The following is a 23,802-nucleotide window of genomic DNA, read 5'->3' on the forward strand; positions in this document are numbered from 1 at the left end:
GAAAGATGAGCGTAGAAAAAAGAACCTACCCTTGGGCTGTTGTTGCCATGCTTTGGTTTGTCGCATTACTTAATTACTTAGACAGACAAATGCTGGCAACAATGAAGCCTTCCATGATGGAAGATATCTCAGAACTGGTGTCGGCTGCTAATTTCGGGCGTTTAATGGCCGTATTCCTTTGGATATATGCCTTTATGAGCCCTCTCTCGGGAGTTATCGCCGACAGGTTGAATCGTAAATGGTTAATCATAGGAAGCCTTTTCGTATGGTCTGCCGTAACCCTGTTGATGGGCTATTCAACAACATTTAATCAATTATATATCCTCAGGGGCATTATGGGAGTAAGCGAAGCTTTTTACATTCCTGCCGCCCTTGCCCTCATCGCGGATTATCATCAGGGTAAAACCCGTTCGTTGGCCATCGGGATCCACACCACAGGAATCTATCTCGGTCAGGCTTTAGGCGGATTCGGAGCCACGATTGCCAGTAATTTCTCCTGGCAATTAACCTTTCAGTCGTTCGGTGTTGTAGGCATGGTGTACGCCCTTTTCTTGATTCTCTTCTTAAAGGAAAACAAAACATACACAATAGATAAGAGTGAAAAGCTTTCCATCAAACAGGAATTTAATGCCGCCTTTAAAGGACTGGGTATTCTTCTGGGGAATATCTCATTCTGGGTATTGCTGTTTTACTTTTCCGCCCCAAGCTTGCCGGGTTGGGCAACGAAAAACTGGGCCCCTACCCTCTTCTCCGACACACTTAAATTAGATATGGCTCAGGCCGGACCCTTGGCAACCATTACCATCGCGATGGCATCATTCGCAGGCGTACTTATCGGAGGACTACTCTCCGACCACTGGGTACAAAAAAACCTCAAAGGGCGAATCTACACCGGTGTAATCGGACTGGCCTTAACCATTCCCGCCTTATTCCTATTGGGATTTGGCACAGCATTCACCCCTGTGCTCTGCGGAGCCCTGTGCTTTGGATTAGGCTTCGGGATATTTGATGTCAACAATATGCCGATCCTCTGTCAGTTTGTATCACCACGTTACCGTGCAACAGGCTACGGACTGATGAATCTGGCCGGCATATCCGCCGGCGCCTTTATTACAAACTTTCTCGGCAAATCGATAGATGCCGGTCATTTAGGAAGAGATTTCGTTCTTCTCTCCGGCGTTGTAGTAGTGGCAATCATATTCCAGCTCACCCTACTAAAACCCAAAACAATCAATAAAACCGACTAAGACACCCCCAATTCCCCCTCAAAAAATCAGCCGATATACCCCATTTTCACCCAAAGGGTATATCGCTGAAAATCAGTTACCTATTACACCCCAAAAACATAAAGGTTATTTTTCAAAAAATAAAGGATATCTTTTGAAAAATAACCTTTATCTTTTTTTTCATATAGTATTACAAAAAAAGAGCCTAAGAAGTAAGGGCAAAAAACAAGGCAAAACGGCTCTATTTTCCAACAGAAAAAAGAGAGGGGGAAAACCGGAAAACTAATGCCTGATTCAACCGTTCGTAAATTCCGAACTGTTCGATTAGGGGGTAGCCGGTAGACAGAGCATGTGAAGTAATGCGAACCCACACTTGTAAAGAGAGAATAAATCTGATGCCGAATATAAAGAATTGTGGAGTAGACCACGGTTACCAAAAGCATCGAAGGAGGAACAAAAGCAAAAACAGCCTATCGTTCAACAGAAGAATAGAGGACAGAAAAGGTAGGAAGATGAATATATTCTTAAAATTACCCATTTAAAATTCCTATATTTACCATTCGTAACACAATCATAAAAATATGAATCGCATAAAAGAAGTTTTGCAAGAAAGAGGAATTAAGCAAACATGGCTTGCCGAGAAGCTCGGAAAAGCTTTAAGATAGTAAATGCTTACGCATGCAACCGTGTTCAACCTCTCTTGGAAACCTTGTTTCAAATTGCAGAGATATTGCAGGTGAGTGTGAAGGATTTAATTGAGGATAATAAAGAAGAAAAATAGATATGGCAAAGAAAAACGGAAATACGGCAGAAGAGCCTTTGGAAAAACAGCTTTGGAAAGCCGCGGATAAACTGCGAAAAAACATAGACGCTGCCGAATACAAGCATTTTGCATTGAGGCTTATTTTCCTTAAATACATTTCTGATGCATTTGAAGAATTCTTTGCATGGTTGCAACATTTTATTTATCATTTGTCACCGAGTGGGCAAGCCGGCGTGGTGTTGGCAAAAGGAGCTTTGACCTCCAAAACATCTGGTGAGGGGGAAATTCGTAAAGCATTGATAGAAGCAGGAGGTACAGGTTTGATTGTTTGCATAGTCAATCTTCCGGCGAAATTGTTTTTGAATACACAAATCCCCGCTGCTTTATGGCTCTGAAAGCGGAGTTCAAGGAACAGTTGAAAGAAGAGGAGCGTTTAAAATAAGCTGATAGCGGAGAGTTTGAGCAAGATAAAAATTAATGAGATAAAGTAAAATAAAAAAACAACTATTTTACTTTATTGATTGAAAGTAAAATAAAAGAAACCTTATTTTACTTTTATGAAGAAAAAGATCATCTATGATAGAACTAGAAAAATACCAAGCAGGACATCTTGAAAAGACATCAGGATATAAATATTTTGTACCAAAAAATATCAATGATGAGTGGTCATGGAAAACGCCCATAATTAATAAGCTTTTAGAGAGGGCTGCAGTAAAACTTGGCGAATTAAATTCTTTTGCAAGATTAGTTCCTAATATTGATTTGTTTATTCAGTTGCACGTTACTAAAGAAGCCGTTGTGTCAAGTCGCATCGAAGGAACGCAAACAAACATGGATGAAGCTCTTCTTCCGATAGAAGAAATTCGACCAGAGCGCAAAAACGACTGGCAAGAGGTCAATAATTACATCAGAGCCATAAACGATGCTATCGGACAATTGGATACACTGCCTATTTCGTCAAGACTACTAAAATCTATTCATAAAACCCTACTCCAAAGCGTTAGAGGTGAACACAAACTGCCAGGAGAATATAGAAGTAGCCAAAATTGGATAGGAGGAACATCACTATCTGATGCCGTGTTTATACCTCCAACACATCTGCTGGTAAATGAGTTAATGGGAGATTTGGAGTCTTTTTTGAACAATGAAGATATTCATGTTCCTGCGCTTGTTCGTATCGCAATCGCCCACTATCAGTTCGAAACGATTCACCCTTTTCTCGATGGGAATGGACGTATAGGGCGTTTGATGATTACACTATTTTTAGTTTCGGAAAAAATCCTAGATAAACCGTTGCTGTATTTATCGTATTTTTTCGAGAAAAACAAAAGTCTTTATTATGACAACTTGAGCCTTGTTCGAACAAAAAATGATATGATACAGTGGATTAAGTATTTTTTAGTAGGGATTGAGCAGACTGCAACAAAGGCTGTTGATACGCTTTCAAGCATTTTAAAATTAAAAGAGCAAATAGAAAATGATATAAAAGCAAAAATGGGGAGACGTAGTAATTCAGCCCTTATTTTGCTTACAGCTTTATTCAAAGACCCTATTGTCACCATAGATCAAGCGGCGAAAATATCCAATTTAAGCTATAAAGCAGCGAATGACTTGGTGGCAGCAATGCAGGAACAGGGTCTGCTTAAAGAAATTACTGGACAAAGCAGAAACCGTATTTTTGTATTTGACCAGTACTTGAGTGTTTTTAATATATAGGAACCCGGTGTTTTCTATACATGTTCAAATTTACATGTATAGGGATGGTACGAAAACTATAAATGAAAGAGAATCTGTGCGAGTGGAAGATATCATCACGTAAGATCGCTGCAGCTTTATGCATAAACAAGGAGACTGTGCTAACCTACCTCAAATATGACACATGTCCTGCTGAAGGTATCTCCTGTTTTGGTCATTGGGTCACCCAACTCAGAAATCAAATAATTTAGCTATTCCTTTTTGTTCTTGTGATAACAAAATTGTTTTGGAAATTATCTCTCCTGTTGCGGGAACTTTAATGTTTATCGCAAATATGGTTTCAGCAATTTCTATTACCTTCTCTGGTGTTAAGTTTGATCCTTTTTCTTTTAGAATCCTTTCTAATTCCGTGTATACCATGTACGCGGAGAATGTGATACATATATGAGCTTCTATCCGTTTTTTATTACGATGGAATACAGGTCTTATTTTTAAATCATGTTTGGCTACTCGGAATGCTTTTTCGATACGCCATAAATGATTATAATTAGCCAAAATTTCTTCTTTATTTAATTTTGAGTTTGTTTCATAACCTTTTAAGCCATCCCATTTACCATCCTGTTTAAATTTGTTATGATCAATACTCACTTGTATCTGCCCATCTATCTTTAGATATTTCTTTGCATCAAGCTAATCAACCTGCTCAAAGCGGAGCAAATTGGTGAATTTATCTCATTACTTTTCCAATATCTATCTTAAAATAACAGCCGAGCTTAAACTGTCGATTCCGGGGAAATCATTCCAAAAGTAAAAGTTCTGATTCTAAATCATTATCTATCACTAAAAAACAGCAATTCAATCTTTTGAGTTATACTGCTTTCTTTAATTTTCGTTACCTTTGCGATTGTTCACAATTAATTTTTCACACAAATGAAAAAAACTTTATTATTTATGTTGGGAATGGGTATGGTCGTTTCTTCCTGCACGGATGGGGGCAAACAAACGGAAGTAAAAGGTAAGGATTTTGAATATACTGTTGATGCTTTTGCGGATTTACAGATACTACGTTATCAGGTTCCGGGATTTGAGACATTGACGTTGCAGCAAAAACAATTATTATATCATTTGTCGGAAGCCGCGTTGATGGGACGTGACATTTTGTTCGATCAGAACTGTCGGTACAATCTGGCGATACGTCGTACGTTGGAGGCTATTTACGAAAATTACAAAGGGGATAGAAACGATACGCAATTCAAGGCTTTGGATACATATATGAAGCGTGTATGGTTTTCTAACGGTATACATCACCATTATGCGGAGGATAAGTTTTTGCCGGAGTTTTCGGATAGTTTCTTTACGCAATGTGTAATGGAGCTGCCAACCGAAAAGGTTCCTCTTCGTGAAGGGCAACAGGTTGATCAATTTATTGCGGAAATCAAAGAGGTTATCTTCTCACCCACTCTATTAGCGAAGCGCACTGTACAAAGCGGAGATAATGATATTATCCGGGCTTCGGCCAATAATTACTATGCTGGTGATCTGACACAAAAAGAAGTGGAGGATTTCTATGCCGCAATGAAAGACCCAAAGGATAACACGCCTGTATCCTACGGATTGAACAGTAGGTTAGTGAAGGAAAACGGAGTTATCAAAGAGAAGGTATGGAAAGTAGGCGGTCTTTATTCGCAGGCTATCGAACAGATCGTTGCCGAGTTAGAGAAGGCTGTTCCTTTTGCCGAAAACGAGAAGCAAAAAGCAGTGATCCAAACTTTGATCGATTATTATAAATCAGGTGATTTGAAAACGTTTGACGCTTATGCCGTTCTATGGGTAAAAGACACGGATTCTGAGGTTGATTTCGTTAACGGATTTACGGAAACGTATGGTGATCCGTTGGGTATGAAGGCCAGCTGGGAAGCTACCGTAAACTTTATTAATAAAGAAGCTACTAAGCGTACAAAATTAATTAGTGACAATGCGCAATGGTTTGAAGATAACTCACCGATAGATGATCGCTTCCGCAAAAAAGAGGTAAAAGGTGTTAGTGCGAAGGTAATTACCGTAACTATGCTGGGTGGAGATTGTTTTCCGGCAACTCCTATCGGAATCAATCTGCCGAATGCTGATTGGATAAGAAGGGATCACGGTTCGAAATCGGTAACGATTGAAAATATAACAGAGGCTTATGATAAGGCATCACAGGGCAATGGTTTCGGTGAAGAATTTGTTTGGAGCGATACGGAACGTGATTTGTTGAAAAATTACGGATTTGCAACCGACAACCTGCATACTGACCTGCACGAATGCCTGGGGCATGGTTCAGGCGTGACACTTCCCGGTGTGGAACCGGATGCGCTGAAAGCCTACGCTTCGACATTGGAGGAAACACGTGCGGACTTGTTCGGACTGTATTATATTGCCGATAATAAAATAGTAGAATTAGGTCTTTTGCCGGACAAAGAAGCCTACAAAGCCGAATACTATAAGTTTATGATGAATGGCTTGATGACACAGCTTGTTCGCATTGAATTGGGCAAGAACATTGAAGAGGCGCACATGCGCAACCGTCAGTTAATAGCTCGCTGGGTTTACGAAAAAGGTAAAACAGATAATGTTGTAGAATTAAAGCAACGCGACGGTAATACGTACGTGGTTATTAATGACTATCAGAAACTACGCGACCTGTTTGGTCAGCTTCTCAGTGAAGTTCAACGTTTGAAAAGCGAAGGTGATCTTGCAGCAGGTAAAAAACTGGTTGAAGACTATGCTGTGCAAGTAGATCATACGCTTCATGCTGAAATTCTGAAGCGATATGCCAAGTTAAATTTAGCTCCTTACAAAGGATTTGTGAATCCGGTCATGAAGGAAGTAAAGAACGCCAATGGCGAAGTGACAGATGTGGTGCTCGACTATTCTGAAAGTTACGTTGAACAAATGCTTCGTTACAGTAACGATTATTCGTTCCTCCCAACATACAACGATTAAACCCTGATTATGGAGGAAATAATAAAAGATATACGCTTTCGGCTACGTAAAGCGATGAACGGTGTTGTGTCTGCAAGTATGCGTAGGGAAGGGATGGAATACAAACTGAATTTTGGCGTGTCCATCCCCGAAATCAAGGTTATTGCTTCGGCATATACCCCTGATGCGGAGCTGGCAAAATGGCTTTGGACACAGGATGTAAGAGAACATAAAATACTGGCAACACTACTATTTCCTCGTGAAGCCTTCACGGAAGAAGACGCGGAAAGTTGGGTGGGTGATATTCGTTATCTGGAGATTGTGGAGCAATTTTGCGCAAATCTGGCTCAACACCTGTCTTTTGCGTCAACCTTGGCCGAACGTTGGATTAGCGACGAACGGGAAAATGTAAAAACGTCCGGTTTTATATTGTATGCCCGATTGTTCACAAAAGGGTATAATCTTTCTTCTCCGGACAGCTTTTTGAAAGAAGCAAAAATGATTCTCGACAAAGGTATTTCTCGTCCTCAACGCGCGGCTTTATTAGCGTTAAAGCGGTATGGACGACAAGAGGAAGCACAAGCAGAGCGTGTTCTACAATATTTCAGCACGTATGCAGATGCTGACTTAATAGAAAAGAATGAATTTTACAAAGATCTAAAGTTTGAATTTGAATATTATAATTAGGTTTTGTCGTAAAAATAATTAGGTTACCTTTGTCTGACTGGACTATATGACATGAAATGTCTTTAAATGGAAAATAAATACTATACTGAGCTTAAGGGTGTGCTGACAGACTATCTTACCACATTGAAACTGCGTAAGACAGATGAAAGATATGCTATTTTTGAGCAGATTTGTTTATTTTCGTCGCACTTTGACATTAGCATGTTACATGAGCGATTGAATTTGACAAATTTTCATGTCAGCAAAGCGACTTTATATAATACGTTAGACATCCTTCTGGCAGCGGATTTGATCGTAAAACATCAATTTACGGCAAAGTCGATTCAGTATGAATTAAAAGTAGTGGCAGAAACGCACTCGCATCTGATCTGCACAAACTGCGGGTCTGTACGAGAGGTACGTGATTCTTCACTAAAAAAAGATATAAAGAATTTGAAAATAAGTAGGTTTACTCCTATGTTTCACATGCTTTATATCTATGGTATATGTAGTAAATGCAAATATAAGATTCAAAAAAACAACAATAAAGGCAATACAAAACAATGAAAGTAGATGTTTTACTAGGTTTGCAATGGGGTGATGAAGGCAAAGGAAAAGTTGTCGATGTATTAACACCAAAGTATGATGTGATAGCTCGTTTTCAGGGTGGTCCGAATGCCGGTCACACGCTTGAATTTAATGGAGAAAAATATATACTTCGCTCAATTCCTTCAGGGATTTTTCAGGGTGGAAAGATTAATATTATTGGTAATGGCGTTGTACTTGATCCGCTGTTGTTCCGTCAGGAAGCGGAAGCTTTAGCAGCAAGTGGTCACGACCTGACAAAAAAATTATTTATCTCTAAAAAAGCGCACCTGATCCTGCCTACTCACCGTGTATTAGATGCCGCGTATGAGGCATCCAAGGGAGCCGGAAAGATTGGCACTACCGGTAAAGGTATCGGACCGACTTACACAGACAAGATCAGCCGTAACGGTCTGCGTGTAGGAGATATTCTGCATAATTTCGAAGAAAAATACGCGACTGCCAAAGCAAAGCACGAAGCTATTCTGGCATCTTTAAATTACACATTTGATAGTAAAGAACTGGAAGCTGAATGGTTGTCGGCGCTTGATTATCTGAAGCGTTTTAACCTGATAGACAGCGAACAGGTGATCAATGATTATTTGAAAGAAGAGAAATCAGTGTTAGCAGAAGGTGCTCAGGGAACAATGCTGGATATTGACTTCGGATCTTACCCCTTCGTTACTTCGTCAAATACAATTTGTGCTGGATGTTGTACGGGATTAGGGGTATCTCCACGTAATATTGGTGAGGTATTCGGCATATTCAAAGCGTACTGCACACGCGTAGGCAGCGGTCCTTTCCCGACAGAATTATTTGATGAAACGGGTGACAAAATATGTGAGTTCGGACATGAGTTCGGATCAGTTACCGGACGTAAGCGTCGTTGTGGCTGGATTGATCTGGTTGCCTTAAAGTATGCAATCATGATTAACGGAGTTAGTCAACTAATCATGATGAAAAGTGATGTACTCGATACTTTCGAAACAATCAAAGCATGTGTAGCTTATCGTGTAAATGGCGAAGAAGTAACCACGTTCCCTTATGAAATAAATGAAGGAATAGAACCTATCTATGTGGAATTGGCAGGTTGGAACACAGATATGACAAAAATGCAGAGCGAAGATGAATTCCCTGAAGAATTCAACAATTATCTGACATTTTTGGAAGAAGAATTAGGTGTTCCTGTAAAAATTGTGTCAGTGGGTCCGGATAGAGAACAAACAATCGTTAGATACACTGATAATTAATCATAAAACAATTAAAAAAGGAGTGTCTGATATAACGTATTTCTAATTTGGCAAGCTTTTTGCCGTTTAAATTGTTATATTAATAACTATGTCTTTAATGTAAAAAGTATGACGTACTGGATTATATTTATTGGTTTTGCTTTATTAAGCTGGATTGTTTCTTATCGTTTGAAGAATAAATTCGAGAAATATTCCAAAGTACCCCTGCCTAATGGTATGACAGGAAAGGATGTTGCTGAAAAGATGCTTCATGAAAATGGCATCTATGATGTAAAGGTAATCTCTACTCCCGGTCATTTAACAGACCATTACAACCCTACAAATCAAACAGTAAATCTGAGTGAATCGGTTTACTACAGTAATAGTGTAGCTGCAGCGGCTGTGGCTGCTCATGAGTGTGGACACGCAGTTCAACACGCTACTGCTTATGCTCCGTTGAAGATGCGTTCGGCACTCGTTCCGATAGTTAGTTTTTCATCCAACATCATGATGTGGGTAATTCTTGGTGGAATGTTAATGATTAACACTTTTCCTCAATTACTGCTGTTTGGCATCATTTTGTTTGCCTCCACAACCTTATTCAGTTTCATCACGTTACCGGTTGAAATTGACGCCAGCAAACGTGCATTAGTCTGGTTAAGCAATGCAGGCATTACAAATGTAGCGACACACGATAAGGCGGAAGACGCCTTACGTTCGGCTGCTTACACCTATGTGGTAGCGGCCTTAGGTTCATTAGCTACATTATTATATTATATTATGATCTATATGGGACGCCGTGATTAAACGGTGTTAAATTTGAGATAAGTAACATGAGCCTTTCGGAAGCTTTTGCAATCCGAAAGGCTTTTTTCATTTGATTTATTAACTTTGTGGGCAAAATAATTAATTGATTAAAAGACATGCAGAAACCATCGATACCAAAAGGAACCCGGGACTTCTCGCCTGAAGAAATGGCGAAACGTAATTATATATTCAACACAATTCGCGAAGTCTATCATTTATACGGTTTTCAACAGATCGAAACTCCCGCGATGGAGAACCTGTCAACCTTGATGGGAAAATACGGTGAAGAAGGAGATAAATTATTGTTCAAGATATTGAACTCGGGAGATTGCTTCTCCGGAATAACGGATGAAGAACTTACAGAACGTAACGCGGTAAAATTTGCGGCAAAAGCCTGTGAGAAAGGGTTACGCTATGACCTTACGGTACCCTTTGCCCGCTTTGTGGTTCAACACAGAAACGAGATCACTTTTCCTTTCAGACGTTATCAGATTCAGCCGGTATGGCGTGCTGACCGTCCTCAAAAGGGGCGTTACCGTGAATTTTTCCAATGTGATGCCGATGTGGTAGGTTCGGATTCGTTGATTAACGAAGTAGAACTGATCCAAATTATAGATGAAGTATTCAGCCGCCTGAATATTCGTGTTTCTATCAAGATGAACAATCGTAAGATACTGACAGGTATAGCTGAAATAATCGGCGAAGCTGAAAAGATTGTAGATATAACCGTAGCGATCGACAAGTTGGATAAGATCGGCTTAGATAATGTAAACGCCGAACTACGGGAAAAAGGGCTTTCTGAAAAAGCAATCAACCATTTGCAACCGATTATCCAATTAAGCGGTACTAACAATGAAAAGCTGGAGCAATTGAAAGCAGTCCTTGCTGATTCGGAAATCGGGTTAAAGGGAGTAGAAGAACTTGCCTTTATTCTAAAACGTATCGACTCCACTCCTATTCGATCCGAACTGGAGTTAGACCTGACATTGGCTCGCGGACTAAATTATTACACAGGGGCTATCTTCGAAGTTAAAGCGCTCGATGTTCAAATCGGAAGCATAACCGGAGGCGGACGATATGACAACCTTACAGGCGTATTCGGATTGCAGGGTGTTTCGGGGGTAGGAATTTCATTTGGAGCAGATCGAATTTTCGATGTATTAAATCAATTAGACTTATATCCAAAAGATGCATTACAAACAACTCAACTGTTGTTTGTCAATTTTGGCGAAAAAGAAGAAGAATATCTGCTACCGATCGTATCCAAAGCACGTACTGCCGGAATACGCGTAGAACTTTATCCGGAAAGTGCCAAAATGAAAAAGCAAATGAGTTATGCGGATGCCAAAAAGATTCCTTATGTAGCCATCGTTGGGGAAAATGAAATCAATGAGGGTAAAATCAATTTGAAAAATATGGTCACCGGTGAACAAAACCTATTGACTATTGATGAATTGATTGCGCAATTCTAAAGAACCTATATCACGTCATAAAAGCGACAAACTGTCAGTCGTAGGTATAATCAGACAGACTATATTGACAGTTGTATAATTGAATTTTACTTTGGCATGGAATTCGTATAGGTAGTGACGTGAACATTAAAATAATCATATTAATAAATTAAAATACCAAGAAAATGAACATTAAGCCATTAGCAGACAGAGTGCTTGTAAAGCCTGCAGCAGCAGAGGAAAAAACAGTTAGTGGAATTATCATTCCCGATTCAGCGAAAGAAAAACCTCTAAAAGGTGAAGTTGTAGCTGTTGGAAATGGTACAAAAGATGAAGAAATGGTAGTTAAAAACGGTGATAGCGTATTATATGGTAAATACGCAGGAACTGAGATCGAACTGGATGGGGAGAAATTCCTGATCATGCGTCAATCAGATATTTTAGCTATTATCTAATTTCTAAACAAATTAAAAAGTATAAAAATCATGTCAAAAGAGATTTTGTTTAATATGGAAGCCCGCGACCTGCTAAAAAAAGGCGTGGATGAATTGGCAAATGCTGTAAAAATAACTTTAGGCCCAAAAGGTCGTAATGTGATTATCGAAAAGAAATTCGGTGCTCCTCACATCACAAAAGACGGTGTAACCGTAGCAAAAGAAGTAGAATGCACTAACTCATTCGAAAATATGGGTGCTCAGCTTGTTAAGGAAGTTGCGTCTAAAACAAATGACAATGCCGGTGACGGTACTACTACTGCTACAGTATTGGCTCAATCAATTATCGGTGTAGGTTTGAAAAACGTAACCGCAGGAGCTAATCCTATGGATCTGAAACGTGGTATCGATAAAGCAGTTGCTAAAGTTGTAGACCATATTGCAAATCAGGCAGAAGCTGTAGGTGACAGTCTTGATAAAATCGAACATGTAGCTAAAATCTCTGCTAACGGCGACGAAACAATCGGTAAGCTGATTGCAGAAGCTATGAGAAAAGTAAAAAAAGAAGGTGTAATCACAGTAGAAGAAGCTAAAGGTACCGAAACTACAGTAGACGTAGTTGAAGGTATGCAGTTTGATCGTGGTTATATTTCTCCTTATTTCGTAACTGATACAGAAAAGATGGAAGCTCAAATGGAAAATCCATATATTCTGATCTACGAAAAGAAAATTTCCGTATTGAAAGAGCTTCTTCCTATCCTTGAACAAACAGTACAATCAGGTCGTCCGATGTTGATTATCGCTGAAGATATCGATAGCGAAGCATTGGCAACATTGGTAGTTAACCGTCTGCGTGGTTCATTAAAAATTTGTGCAGTTAAAGCTCCAGGATTTGGAGACCGTCGTAAAGCGATGTTGGAAGATATCGCAGTGCTAACAGGTGGTACTGTTATTTCTGAAGAAACAGGCTTGAAACTTGAAGCAGCTACTATTGATATGTTAGGTACTGCAGAGAAAGTGACTGTAAACAAAGACAACACAACTATCGTAAACGGTGCCGGTGACAAAGATGCTATTCAATCTCGTATCGGCCAGATCAAAGTTCAAATCGAAAATACAACTTCAGACTACGATAAAGAAAAACTACAGGAACGTTTAGCTAAAATGGCTGGCGGTGTAGCTGTACTTTATGTAGGCGCTCCTTCAGAAGTAGAAATGAAAGAGAAAAAAGACCGTGTAGATGATGCGTTAAGTGCCACACGTGCTGCCATTGAAGAAGGAACTGTTCCTGGAGGTGGTGTTGCTTATATCCGTGCTATCGAAGCATTGGAAGGCTTGAAAGGTGAAAATGACGATGAAACTACAGGTATCGAAATCGTTAAACGCGCAATAGAAGAACCTCTTCGTCAGATTGTTGAAAACGCCGGTAAAGAAGGTGCTGTTATTGTTCAGAAAGTAAAAGAAGGAAAAGGTGACTTCGGTTACAATGCTCGCAAAGATGTATATGAAAACTTGTGTTCTACAGGTGTAATCGACCCGGCTAAGGTAACTCGTGTAGCATTGGAAAACGCTGCGTCTATCGCTGGTATGTTCCTGACTACAGAATGTGTTATCGCTGAGAAGAAAGAAGATACTCCAGCAATGCCTCCAATGGGCCCGGGTATGGGTGGCGGCATGGGCGGTATGATGTAATCAACCTCTTCATGAAATATAAAAAGGTCCGGCAATTAAAAACTGCCGGACCTTTTTTCATCCAAGTCATATCAACATCTTCTTTATTCTTTTCTGCTAAGTTTTATCTTTATATTTTCTGATACCGAACCATATTCCCAAATACCGTTACCTCCGGATTCTGCCAATTGCTTCAGCGAGAATTTTACATCAACCGTATCATTTTTGAAATGTCCTCCGTTTTTATCTCCATCAATGTCTTTGATGATAAAACGGAATGTTTGATCTTTCGCTAATGCTTTTCGCTCCCACTCAAAAACGCCCTTCTTATTTGTATATCTTACTTCTACTTTCTGATAGGGCTGAGGATCATTAATATCATTGGGGATTTCAACAAGAATATTTTCCAGGGGTTGATTATTCGGTGTTACAACTTCTCCTTTCACACTGAATAGTGCCCCTTCTCGTCCATATTGCGCATACGCGGCTTCCTCTAAATCATTTTCGCCTAATGAGCAGGAGTTGAAACCTCCTAATAAACAAATAATCCCGCCGATCAACAGAAATTTTCCTTTTATGTATATTTGATCTGTCATTTTCATTATTCAAACCTTAGTCCATATAGATAAGATGCAAAAGAATACAAAATGTTGCATCTCTTTCAGTAAAAAAATGAAAGATTCGCAGGATATATATTAAAACGCCGGATATTCCGTAACTTGCAGCCTCAAATAAAAAAGAACTGTTCTACATGAAAGATTTCATAAAAGTGCTTAGGCGCTTCGTGCCTCCCTACAAGAAATTTATAGTATTGAATATTGTATTCAACTTTTCGTCTGCTATATTGAATTTATTCTCTTTTATGCTGATTATTCCGATACTTAACATCTTATTTAAAACGGATGATAAGGTTTACAGTTTTATGGAATGGTCTTTCAACCTGTCGAATGTAGAAGCAATGAAAGAAACAGTCAGTATCGCTTCAAATAATTTCTTTTGGTTTATCAGTAGTTATATTGAAACTTACGGAGGATCGTCTACGCTGATTATGTTAGGCGCGTTTTTGGTAGTTATGACTTTTCTGAAAGTACTGACCATGTATCTGGCTTTCTATACTATGATTCCTATCCGTACGGGAGTAGTTCGCGACATACGTAATCAAATAAACACAAAGATCACCCAACTTTCTTTAGGTTTCTTCTCCGAAGAGCGTAAGGGCGACATTATCGCGCGTGTATCCGGAGATGTGAATGAGATCGAAACTTCGATTATGAGTTCGCTGGATATGCTGTTTAAGAACCCGATCATGATCATTATCTACCTGACAGGGATGCTTATCATCAGTTGGGAACTGACAATTTTTGTATTGGTACTTCTGCCCGTGGCAGGCTATCTGATGGGGCAAGTCGGAAAGAAGCTGAAACGAAAATCGTTTGAAGGGCAGGAACAATGGGGTGTATTGATGAGTCAGATAGAGGAAACCCTTGGTGGACTTCGCATTATAAAAGCTTTTAACGCAGAAAAGAAAATCCAGAGACGCTTTGAAGAAAGCAACGATAAGTTCAGAAACATCACCAATCGCATCTATCGTCGCCAGCAGATGGCACATCCGATGAGTGAGTTCTTGGGTACTGCTACTATCGCAATTGTATTATGGTACGGAGGAACATTAATTCTCGGCAACAGCAACTCTATCGACGCGGCTACTTTTATTTATTATCTGGTGATCTTTTACAGCATCATTAACCCGGCGAAGGATCTGAGCAAGGCTGTTTATGCTATACAGAAAGGGCTTGCTTCGATGCAGCGGGTAGACAAGATATTGATGGCTGAAAGCACAATCAACGATCCGGAAAGCCCGAAACAGATCAGTTTGAATGAAAAAATATCCTATAATAACATTTGGTTCAAATACCAAAGCGAATGGATAATAAAAGACGTAAGTCTGGAAATAAAAAAAGGACAAACAGTAGCCTTAGTCGGACAATCCGGCTCCGGTAAAAGCACAATGGTCGATCTCCTGCCCCGCTTCTATGATATAGAAAAAGGCAGTATCACCGTGGATGGTGTGGATATACGGGATGCTCGCCTTTATGATTTGCGTTCGCTAATGGGCAATGTGAATCAGGAGGCTATCCTTTTTAATGATACATTCTACAACAACATTGCTTTCGGTGTGGAAAGCGCCACGTTAGAGCAAGTGGAAGAAGCTGCGCGCATTGCGAATGCCCACGAGTTTATTATCCAGACCGAAGGAGGTTACAACGCTAACATAGGCGATCGCGGAGGTAAATTATCCGGAGGGCAGCGTCAGCGTATCAGTATTGCCCGGGCTATACTGAAAAATCCGCCCGTACTTATCCTTGACGAAGCTACGTCTGCGCTCGATACTGAATCCGAACGCTTAGTTCAAGACGCACTCGAAAAGCTGATGCGCAACCGGACAACAATCGTTATTGCCCACCGCCTCTCAACCATCCGCAATGCCGACGTGATTTGTGTCATGCACGAAGGACGCATCGTAGAGCAAGGACGCCACGACGATTTGATTGCACTGAATGGCTATTACAAGAAGTTATGTGATATGCAGAGTTTTTAAGCATTCATTATCTCTTCCCCAAATCCTGATACAGGGTTTGAAGAACCGATTTACCTTTTTCAAAACGTTCCGCACTTCCTTCTGCCGGAGATTCTAATAATGGAACTTCGGCAGCATTGTCATAAATAGACACGCCGGTGCTGTCGATAAAGGCGAAACCGTTGTTGAATGTATAAAATACTGAGTTAGGGTAATCGGGAGTAAAGAAATCACGGCTGAAAGCAAAGTCTTTGTTATCGATATCAAGTTGACCGAGCAGTGTTGCCGCCAAATCAGACTGGCTGATCAGCTCATCAACTACCACGGGTTCCTTTATCGCTCCTCCAATCCAAAGGCAGGGAATATGATAACGTTCGGGTTCATACTCTTTAAAAGTATCCGGATAACGAAAACCATGATCCGAAACAAAAACAACCAACAAATTATCCCACACCGGAGTCGCTTTTATCTTATCGATAAAGTGACCGATGCAACTATCCGTAAATGCTACTGAGTTAAGATAAGGATGTTCCAACCTTTGATAAGGCACCTTGAACGGCTCATGACTACTTAGCGTCAGAAATGTACAAAACCAGGGAGATTGCTTTATTTGCTTATCAACGATATCCTGATATAAATAGTCAAAAGTAACATCATCGTGCGCGCCCCATTTACTTAAACGGTTGGCTATCGGGAAATCTACGTCGGCAATCAAACTATTGTAGCCGGAATTAAAGAAAAAACTCCGCATATTGGTAAAATTAATGTCGCCACCATACAAAACATCCGTGTTATAGCCTTCCGCTCGCAGACTCTTTGCTATTGAAGGTAGAGATTGACTTTTCGAAGGATATTTCATAATTGAAGTTGTGGGCTGTGCCAGATAGCCATTCAAGGCAGCAACCAGTCCTCTGTCTGTACGAAATGAGCTGGCATACATATTCTTGAACAACACACCTTCCTTGCTCAAGCGATCGAGATGGGGCGTAACACCCGCTTCTCCACCTGTCGATTCAACCACATTAGCCGAAAAACCTTCAAGGATGACCATCAAAATATCCGGTCTGTCTGTTCGCAAAAGTTTGCTGCTTGATTTTTCACAGGAGGCATTACTGTCATCTTCAGCTTGTAGGGAATTGGCTGTATAAAGCAGATCAGCACCCTCCTTTTCGGTCGGGATAGCAAGAGATAAAGCGGGAAACACCGTTTCAAACAAGGCCTTGCGTTTTTCTTCCGGAAAAAACTGAAATTCGGACGAAAAATCCTGTTGCTTGGTCAACGACGTTAACAAACTAAAGCACGGATTAATGGCCGAGTGGTTCAAGAATTGATCTTTACTAAAGTAAACCATCCCCACATTCGCGGTTGAAGTAGTTACACCTCCGCGAATCGCGATAAACAGCAACCCACCCAATAGAACAGAGACAGACAATGTCTGCCATTTCTTCCTGGTTGGCTCTACGGGCAACATCGGCACGACAAAGCGTTTAAACCACCAGTAGATTACGGTGCCGAACACAACCGTTTTTATGAATTGAATTATAAATGCAAAGACCGGCACACTTGCCATCGCGTTTTCAGGAGATTCCAGGTAGAAGAAAATTGTGGAATCCAATCTAAAATTCCAATAGCCGTACAAAGCCTCATCAACAGTGAATATCAAGGCAACGAGCGCACCTACAACAGCAAAATAAACCTTAAGTACATGTTGCATCATCTTTCCGCTGAACCAAACCGAAACAACAGTCAGCAGAAGTGGTATAATTGTCAGATAGCCCGCCACCACAGCGTCCAACTTAAGACCGTTTAATACAACCTGCAAAAATTCGGCAAAGGAATGTGTTTCGGCTAAATTGTGATGGTAAAGGAGAAATAATGGTTTCTGGACAGCAAAAAAAACAATCCAGGAAAAAAATACGCATACGATGAATAATATTCTCTTTTTCATTCTCGTAATCAAAGAGCCCAAGAGGCATAAAAAAGATAGAGACGCACCTTTTGATACGTCTCTATCCGGTGTTATTTATAAAATCGTTGTTTCAGTTCCAGAACCGTAGGATCCGTAATATAATCATCATAATCCATCATCTTATCGATAATACCGTTCGGTGTTAGTTCGATAATACGATTGGCCACGGTCTGAATAAATTCGTGGTCATGACTGGAAAAGAGTACGTTTCCTTTAAATGTTTTCAATGTATTATTGAAAGCCTGGATAGATTCCAGATCAAGATGGTTGGTCGGTGTATCCAAAATCAGCGTATTCGCGTCTTTCAGCATCATACGGGAAATCATGCAACGCATTTTTTCACCTCCCGACAAAACACTTACCTTCTTCAGAAGTTCTTCTCCGGAGAAAAGCATACGTCCGAGGAAACCTTTCAGGTAGACTTCGTTCGTATCCTGGGCAAACTGGCTTAACCAGTCGATCAGGTTGTATTCCGATTCAAAAAATCGCGCGTTATCTAATGGCAAATAGGCCGTCGTGATTGTTTGCCCCCACTGAAAAGTTCCTGCATCTGCTTTTTCTTCGCCGTTAATGATTTGGAAAAAGGCTGTCATCGCACGAGGATCCCTACTGATAAACACTATTTTATCGTCCTTTTCAACATTAAAGTTTAAATCCTGAAACAGCACCTGTCCATCAATAGTCTTGGTTAGTCCCTTTACTTCCAAAATCTGATTTCCCGGCTCTCTTGAAGGCGTAAAAATAATTCCCGGATAGCGGCGAGACGACGGTTTGATCTCTTCGATATTCAGTTTCTCTATCATCTTTTTACGGCTTGTGGTCTGTTTTGATTTAGACACATTGGCACTAAAGCGACGGATAAACTCTTCCAGTTCCTTCTTCTTTTCTTCAGCTTTCTTATTCTGTTGTTGCTGCTGGCGAAGGGCTAACTGACTGGATTCATACCAGAAGCTATAGTTGCCGGCAAACAACTGCAATTTATTAAAGTCGATATCTACGGTATGTGTACATACGGAGTCGAGGAAGTGACGGTCGTGACTAACCACCAACACGGTATGTTCAAAATTAGAAAGATATTCTTCGAGCCATCTTACCGTTTCAAGGTCGAGGTCGTTGGTCGGCTCATCGAGCAATAAGTTATCCGGCTGTCCGAACAACGCACGCGCCAACAAAACGCGTACCTTCTGCTTACCGCTCAGGTCTTTCATGATGCTGTAATGCAGTTCTTCGCTCACTCCGAGACCGCTCAACAAACTTGCCGCATCACTCTCCGCGTTCCAGCCTTCCATCTCGGTAAACTTTTCTTCCAGTTCCGATACACGAATTCCGTCTTCATCACTAAAATCAGGCTTAGCGTAAAGTTCATTTTTCTCACTCATCACTTCCCAAAGGGTAGTGTGTCCCATCAATACTGTATCGAGTACTGAATACTCGTCAAAAGCAAAGTGATCCTGACTCAACACAGACAAACGCTCGCCCGAACCAAGAGAAACAGTTCCTCTTGTCGGATCCAATTGTTTGCTTAAGATACGGAGAAAAGTAGACTTCCCGGCTCCGTTAGCACCAATTATGCCATAGCAGTTTCCGGGAGTGAATTTTAAGTTGACATCCTGAAAAAGAACTCTTTTACCAAACTGAAGGTCCAGATTATTTACTGTTATCATTCTATAATTTCGTTATTTACCAATTGAGGGTGCAAAGTTAGCAAAAATAAAGCAAACGCCTCGAACACTTTCTTTTATCATTCCTTTTATAAACTTAAAAAGATAGTATCTTTTTTCTATTATGTAGTAATGATTTTGTTTTTCCACAATTGTCGAACTGTTTTTCCATATATATAGAAAAGTTTTTCCATATATATAGAAAGCTTTTTCCACATATATGGAAAAAGGAAAATATAGAATATAAAAACAGAAATATAGGAAGCATTCCTTATATTAATACTATAATTCGGACCGTTAGTTCTTAACGAATCGCTATTTTTGATTCTCTGATAATAAAAACGATATGAAACACTACAAATTCTACCTATTATTTCTATTGCTTACCCTATTGTGCTTCTCCTGTACCGATGATTCGGTATTTGTAAACCTTGACCAAACATCATTTGTGGTGGATGCAAAAGGCGGAAGCGAAATTATTAATGTAGCCGCCAGTGGCGATTGGTCTGTTTCGGATATTCCTGAATGGGTATTTTTGAATACAACTTCAGGAAGAAAAGACACTGAAATTAAAATTGATATAGCCGGACATAAAGCACAAAATAGTCGCGAAACAACATTAATCTTTTCTTGTGGAGAAAAAACACAGGCATTGCAAATACAACAATTAGGATTAAAAGAATCTGAAGTTTTTCTTGAATTAGATGTAGAGGAGGCAAGAGTAGGTGTTGATGGAAACCAATTCCGGATTGAACTGACCGCCAATAGAAAATGGACAATAACAAAACAACCCGTTTGGGTAAGAGCTTTGCCTTTTTCAGGCACCGGTTCGGAAACTCTTACTTTTAAGGTTGCCGAAAACAACACGGCTGAGAGCAGATTTGGTGATATTGAATTCAGCAGTGAAGACATTAAAAAGACATTAAGCATTCAACAACTTGCGGAAAAAGATTATGTAAGGATTCCGAGCATGTCTATTTTCAGAGCGGCAAAATTATCTATCAAAGGCTTTACTTATTTCGAAGTAGAAAACACAAAACTGTTTATCAATTCATTTATCAGCGACAAAGCTTATTTAGGAAATCTTATCAGCTATAACCGTATTTTATAGGATTTTATTATGATATGTGATAAAAAAAGTGCATATTTGTTATGATTAATCAAAGTATTTGTACAATATATAACTTTTGAGCTTGAAAATGCATATCAATTTTCATAGATATGGCATGATTAAGCATCACGACAAATAAACGATTTATTAAAATTATCACTTAAGCAAAAAAACACCGGACATAACATTTGAAGGATCGGTTTAATTCGTAAATTTAAATTAATAACCTTACAAATGAAAATAGGAAAAATGAAAGAGACAGTAAAAACAGTAGTTTATCAGGCATTCCCAAGATTATTTGGAAACAAGAATGCCACCCTCATAAAAAATGGGAACATAAAAGAGAATGGTGTTGGCAAGTTTTCTGCATTTTCCACCAAAGTATTAAAAGAAATAAAGGGATTAGGGATTACGCATATTTGGTACACCGGGGTAATTAGGCATGCTTCGGTTACAGATTATTCCGAATATGGTATTCCTGCATCTCATTCAGCAACGGTAAAAGGCAAAGCGGGTTCTCCGTATGCTATCAAAGACTATTACGACGTAGCTCCGGATCTGGCGGATAATGTTGAAAAAAGAATGGATGAGTTCGAGGCGCTTATCAACCGCACGCATAAGGCAGGCTTAAAAGTAATTATCGATTTCGTTCCGAATCATGTTTCCCGGGAGTACCATTCGGATCTTCGCCCTCCTTTTATCGAAGATTTGGGTCAGCACGATAATTTAAGCAAAGCTTTTGACTCGAATAACAATTTCTATTATTTACCCGGCCTTTCACTTGTATTGAAATATGACACACAAACTCAAATAGAGGATTTTCAGTACAGCGAGTTTCCGGCAAAAGTAACCGGAAACGATTGCTTCAGCACCACGCCGGGCAAAAACGATTGGTACGAAACCGTTAAGCTGAATTACGGGATTGACTTCATGAACGAAAGGCGACAGGTATTCGATCCGATACCGTCAACATGGAAAAAAATGTTGGAAATACTGCTATTCTGGACTGAAAAAGGGGTTGACGGATTTCGATGTGATATGGCGGAAATGGTGCCGGTAGAGTTTTGGAATTGGGTTATTCCACAGGTAAAAGCACAAAGAGACGTATGTTTCATTGCCGAGGTCTACAACCCGGCTGAATATAGAAACTACATACAAAATGGAAAGTTTGATTACTTGTACGACAAGGTTGGTTTGTATGACACCTTAAAGCAAATTGGTTGGGGCAATCTGCCTGCAAGCCGGATAACGGATTGCTGGAAGTCGGTTGAAGGTATCCAACACAACATGCTGAACTTTTTGGAAAATCATGACGAACAGCGTATCGCGTCAGACTTTTTCGCCGGTAACGGGTTTGCGGCAATCCCCGCTATGATCGTCTGCGCCTTAATGAACACCAATCCGGTTATGATCTATAACGGACAGGAATTAGGCGAACGGGGCATGGATGATGAAGGCTACAGCGGACCGGATGGCAGAACAACGATCTTCGACTACTGGAGTATGACCACCGTACGTGAATGGCTGAGCAATAAGCTGCCCGAAGAGGCACAGAAACTCCGATCATTCTACAAAAAACTATTAAACGACATTGCGAAAGAGAAAGTGGTAAGCCGGGGTGTTTTTCATGATCTTGTTTATGCGAATCTGAATAATGAACACTTCAACATACACCGTCACTACGCATTTCTGCGTAAACATGAAAATGAGGTGCTTTTGGTAGTCGTAAATTTTGATCAACAGGAACAGACTGTAAGTGTAAATATCCCTCAGCATGCCTTTTCATTATTAAATATCCCGGACAATAAAGTGGCAAATGTCAAGGACTTATTTACTGAAAATGAATTCATCGGAACACTGACAGATGCCTGTCCGTATCAAATGATTCTGCCTCCGATGTCGGGGAAAGTACTGAAATTTAGGTACAATTAATATTGCATAAAGGAAAGTATTCGTATTTCAAGTATATTGCAAATAAGTTTTGTACTTTTGCGACACAATTAAACTTTATTCATTCTAAAGAAAATATTCGGAATAATGAGTACACAAACTCCTTTCTTGGTGTTTTCGGGAAGTAATTCCCGTTATCTTGCAGAGAAAATTTGCCTAAGTCTTGGTTGTCCGTTAGGACAGATGAACATTCAGCATTTCGCGGACGGAGAGTTCGCGGTTTCTTATGAAGAGTCTATTCGCGGACGCGATGTATTTTTGGTTCAATCCACATTCCCCAACTCAGACAACCTGATGGAGTTGTTACTTATGATTGACGCTGCTAAGCGTGCTTCGGCTCATTCAATCATTGCGGTTATTCCTTATTTTGGTTGGGCCCGTCAAGACAGGAAAGATCAGCCACGTGTTTCAATCGGAGCAAAACTAATTGCCGACATGTTGAGCACTGCAGGTATAAACCGGTTAATCACAATGGACTTGCATGCCGACCAGATACAAGGATTCTTTAATGTTCCTGTAGATCACTTGTATGCATCTTCTGTATTCTTAGACTATATTAATAGCTCATTGAATATAGAAAACCTGTGTATAGCTACACCGGACGTAGGAGGTACAAAACGCGCAAGCAGTTATTCAAAATACCTCGGACTTCCGATGGTTATTTGCCACAAATCCCGTTTACGCGCCAATGAAGTAGCAGAAATGCGCATAATTGGAGATGTAACCGGACTGGATGTTCTTCTGGTAGATGATATGGTAGACACCGGTGGTACAATCACAAAAGCAGCCAACCTGATGTTAGAAAACGGAGCAAATTCTGTTCGCGCAATAGCCAGTCATGCGGTTATGTCTGACCCGGCTTCTTCGCGTGTAGATCAATCCGCATTAACAGAAATGATCTTTACTGATTCAATCCCATACTCAAAGAAATGCGAAAAGGTGAAAGTACTTTCGGTAGCTGATATGTTTGCCAAAGCTATCCGCCGTGTATGCAATAACGAATCGATCAGCTCTTTGTATGCTATAAAGTAAGCTGTTGATT

Annotated in this window: 18 protein-coding genes and 3 pseudogenes; 17 read left to right on the forward strand and 4 right to left on the reverse strand. The window is 40.1% G+C overall.

Annotated features, from left to right (window positions below; genetic code table 11):
- Window positions 1-5 precede the first annotated feature (5 nt).
- The 5 genes and pseudogenes from B9Y81_RS08095 to B9Y81_RS08110 all read left to right on the forward strand — a co-directional run bounded on the left by B9Y81_RS08095 (window position 6) and on the right by B9Y81_RS08110 (window position 3,705).
- On the forward strand, window positions 6-1,247 hold the full coding sequence (locus tag B9Y81_RS08095; protein ID WP_085536473.1) for an MFS transporter: 1,242 nt from the start codon (window positions 6-8) through the stop codon (window positions 1,245-1,247).
- 560 nt (window positions 1,248-1,807) lie between these two features.
- Window positions 1,808-2,007 (forward strand): annotated as a pseudogene (locus B9Y81_RS08100) (helix-turn-helix domain-containing protein).
- 2 nt (window positions 2,008-2,009) lie between these two features.
- Window positions 2,010-2,162, forward strand: a pseudogene (locus B9Y81_RS15495) (type I restriction-modification system subunit M N-terminal domain-containing protein); the annotation flags it as partial.
- A complete protein-coding gene (locus tag B9Y81_RS15500; RefSeq protein ID WP_394335437.1) occupies window positions 2,145-2,384 on the forward strand; it encodes an N-6 DNA methylase in 240 nt (79 codons plus the stop codon). The pseudogene B9Y81_RS15495 and the gene B9Y81_RS15500, both read left to right, overlap by 18 nt.
- A gap of 181 nt (window positions 2,385-2,565) precedes the next feature.
- A complete protein-coding gene (locus tag B9Y81_RS08110) occupies window positions 2,566-3,705 on the forward strand; it encodes a Fic family protein (RefSeq protein ID WP_095996259.1) in 1,140 nt (379 codons plus the stop codon).
- A gap of 210 nt (window positions 3,706-3,915) precedes the next feature.
- Here B9Y81_RS08110 and B9Y81_RS08115 read toward each other — a convergent pair.
- A pseudogene (locus B9Y81_RS08115) lies at window positions 3,916-4,356 on the reverse strand (IS1634 family transposase); the annotation flags it as partial.
- Window positions 4,357-4,614: 258 nt separating this feature from the next.
- On the opposite strand from B9Y81_RS08115, the gene B9Y81_RS08120 reads away from it, so the two are divergent.
- The 8 genes from B9Y81_RS08120 to groL all read left to right on the forward strand — a co-directional run bounded on the left by B9Y81_RS08120 (window position 4,615) and on the right by groL (window position 13,512).
- Window positions 4,615-6,669 (forward strand): dipeptidyl-peptidase 3 family protein, encoded by a 2,055-nt coding sequence (locus tag B9Y81_RS08120; protein ID WP_085536476.1) that lies wholly within the window; start codon window positions 4,615-4,617, stop codon window positions 6,667-6,669.
- A 9-nt stretch (window positions 6,670-6,678) separates the two neighbouring features.
- Complete coding sequence (locus B9Y81_RS08125) at window positions 6,679-7,335, forward strand: DNA alkylation repair protein (RefSeq protein WP_085536477.1); 657 nt, start codon at window positions 6,679-6,681, stop codon at window positions 7,333-7,335.
- A 66-nt stretch (window positions 7,336-7,401) separates the two neighbouring features.
- A complete protein-coding gene (locus B9Y81_RS08130) occupies window positions 7,402-7,881 on the forward strand; it encodes a Fur family transcriptional regulator (RefSeq protein ID WP_085536478.1) in 480 nt (159 codons plus the stop codon).
- Window positions 7,878-9,149, forward strand: coding sequence for an adenylosuccinate synthase (locus tag B9Y81_RS08135; RefSeq protein ID WP_085536479.1), 1,272 nt, complete (start codon window positions 7,878-7,880; stop codon window positions 9,147-9,149). Before B9Y81_RS08130 ends, B9Y81_RS08135 begins: the two co-directional genes overlap by 4 nt.
- Window positions 9,150-9,257: 108 nt before the next feature.
- Window positions 9,258-9,935 carry a zinc metallopeptidase gene (locus tag B9Y81_RS08140; protein WP_085536480.1) on the forward strand — a complete coding sequence of 226 codons (678 nt, stop codon included), beginning with the start codon at window positions 9,258-9,260 and terminating at the stop codon, window positions 9,933-9,935.
- Between the two features lie 116 nt (window positions 9,936-10,051).
- Entirely contained in the window at window positions 10,052-11,407 is a 1,356-nt protein-coding gene (hisS, locus tag B9Y81_RS08145; RefSeq protein ID WP_085536481.1) for a histidine--tRNA ligase, read from the forward strand.
- A 164-nt stretch (window positions 11,408-11,571) separates the two neighbouring features.
- On the forward strand, window positions 11,572-11,841 hold the full coding sequence (locus tag B9Y81_RS08150) for a co-chaperone GroES (RefSeq protein ID WP_085536482.1): 270 nt from the start codon (window positions 11,572-11,574) through the stop codon (window positions 11,839-11,841).
- 30 nt (window positions 11,842-11,871) lie between these two features.
- Complete coding sequence (gene groL, locus B9Y81_RS08155; protein ID WP_085536483.1) at window positions 11,872-13,512, forward strand: chaperonin GroEL; 1,641 nt, start codon at window positions 11,872-11,874, stop codon at window positions 13,510-13,512.
- An 83-nt stretch (window positions 13,513-13,595) separates the two neighbouring features.
- Here the strand turns inward: groL and B9Y81_RS08160 are convergent, their stop codons facing one another.
- A complete protein-coding gene (locus B9Y81_RS08160; protein ID WP_085536484.1) occupies window positions 13,596-14,093 on the reverse strand; it encodes a radical SAM-associated putative lipoprotein in 498 nt (165 codons plus the stop codon).
- 149 nt (window positions 14,094-14,242) lie between these two features.
- On the opposite strand from B9Y81_RS08160, the gene B9Y81_RS08165 reads away from it, so the two are divergent.
- Window positions 14,243-16,090 carry an ABC transporter ATP-binding protein gene (locus tag B9Y81_RS08165; protein ID WP_085536485.1) on the forward strand — a complete coding sequence of 616 codons (1,848 nt, stop codon included), beginning with the start codon at window positions 14,243-14,245 and terminating at the stop codon, window positions 16,088-16,090.
- 7 nt (window positions 16,091-16,097) lie between these two features.
- On the opposite strand, the gene B9Y81_RS08170 is transcribed toward B9Y81_RS08165, so the two are convergent.
- Both B9Y81_RS08170 and B9Y81_RS08175 read right to left on the reverse strand, forming a co-directional pair.
- Complete coding sequence (locus B9Y81_RS08170) at window positions 16,098-18,017, reverse strand: LTA synthase family protein (protein WP_085536486.1); 1,920 nt, start codon at window positions 18,015-18,017, stop codon at window positions 16,098-16,100.
- Window positions 18,018-18,088: 71 nt separating this feature from the next.
- The gene (locus tag B9Y81_RS08175; RefSeq protein WP_085536487.1) at window positions 18,089-19,702 is read right to left on the reverse strand and encodes an ABC-F family ATP-binding cassette domain-containing protein; all 1,614 of its coding nucleotides are present in this window, start codon (window positions 19,700-19,702) and stop codon (window positions 18,089-18,091) included.
- Between the two features lie 343 nt (window positions 19,703-20,045).
- Between B9Y81_RS08175 and B9Y81_RS08180 the strand changes: the two genes are divergently transcribed.
- The 3 genes from B9Y81_RS08180 to B9Y81_RS08190 all read left to right on the forward strand — a co-directional run bounded on the left by B9Y81_RS08180 (window position 20,046) and on the right by B9Y81_RS08190 (window position 23,792).
- Window positions 20,046-20,810 (forward strand): BACON domain-containing protein, encoded by a 765-nt coding sequence (locus B9Y81_RS08180; RefSeq protein ID WP_085536488.1) that lies wholly within the window; start codon window positions 20,046-20,048, stop codon window positions 20,808-20,810.
- 249 nt (window positions 20,811-21,059) lie between these two features.
- A complete protein-coding gene (locus B9Y81_RS08185; RefSeq protein ID WP_085536581.1) occupies window positions 21,060-22,742 on the forward strand; it encodes an alpha-amylase family glycosyl hydrolase in 1,683 nt (560 codons plus the stop codon).
- Window positions 22,743-22,847: 105 nt separating this feature from the next.
- Window positions 22,848-23,792, forward strand: coding sequence for a ribose-phosphate pyrophosphokinase (locus B9Y81_RS08190; RefSeq protein WP_085536489.1), 945 nt, complete (start codon window positions 22,848-22,850; stop codon window positions 23,790-23,792).
- Window positions 23,793-23,802 lie beyond the last annotated feature (10 nt).

Source organism: Massilibacteroides vaginae (assembly GCF_900178525.1).
GTDB classification, from domain to species: Bacteria; Bacteroidota; Bacteroidia; order Bacteroidales; family Tannerellaceae; genus Massilibacteroides; species Massilibacteroides vaginae.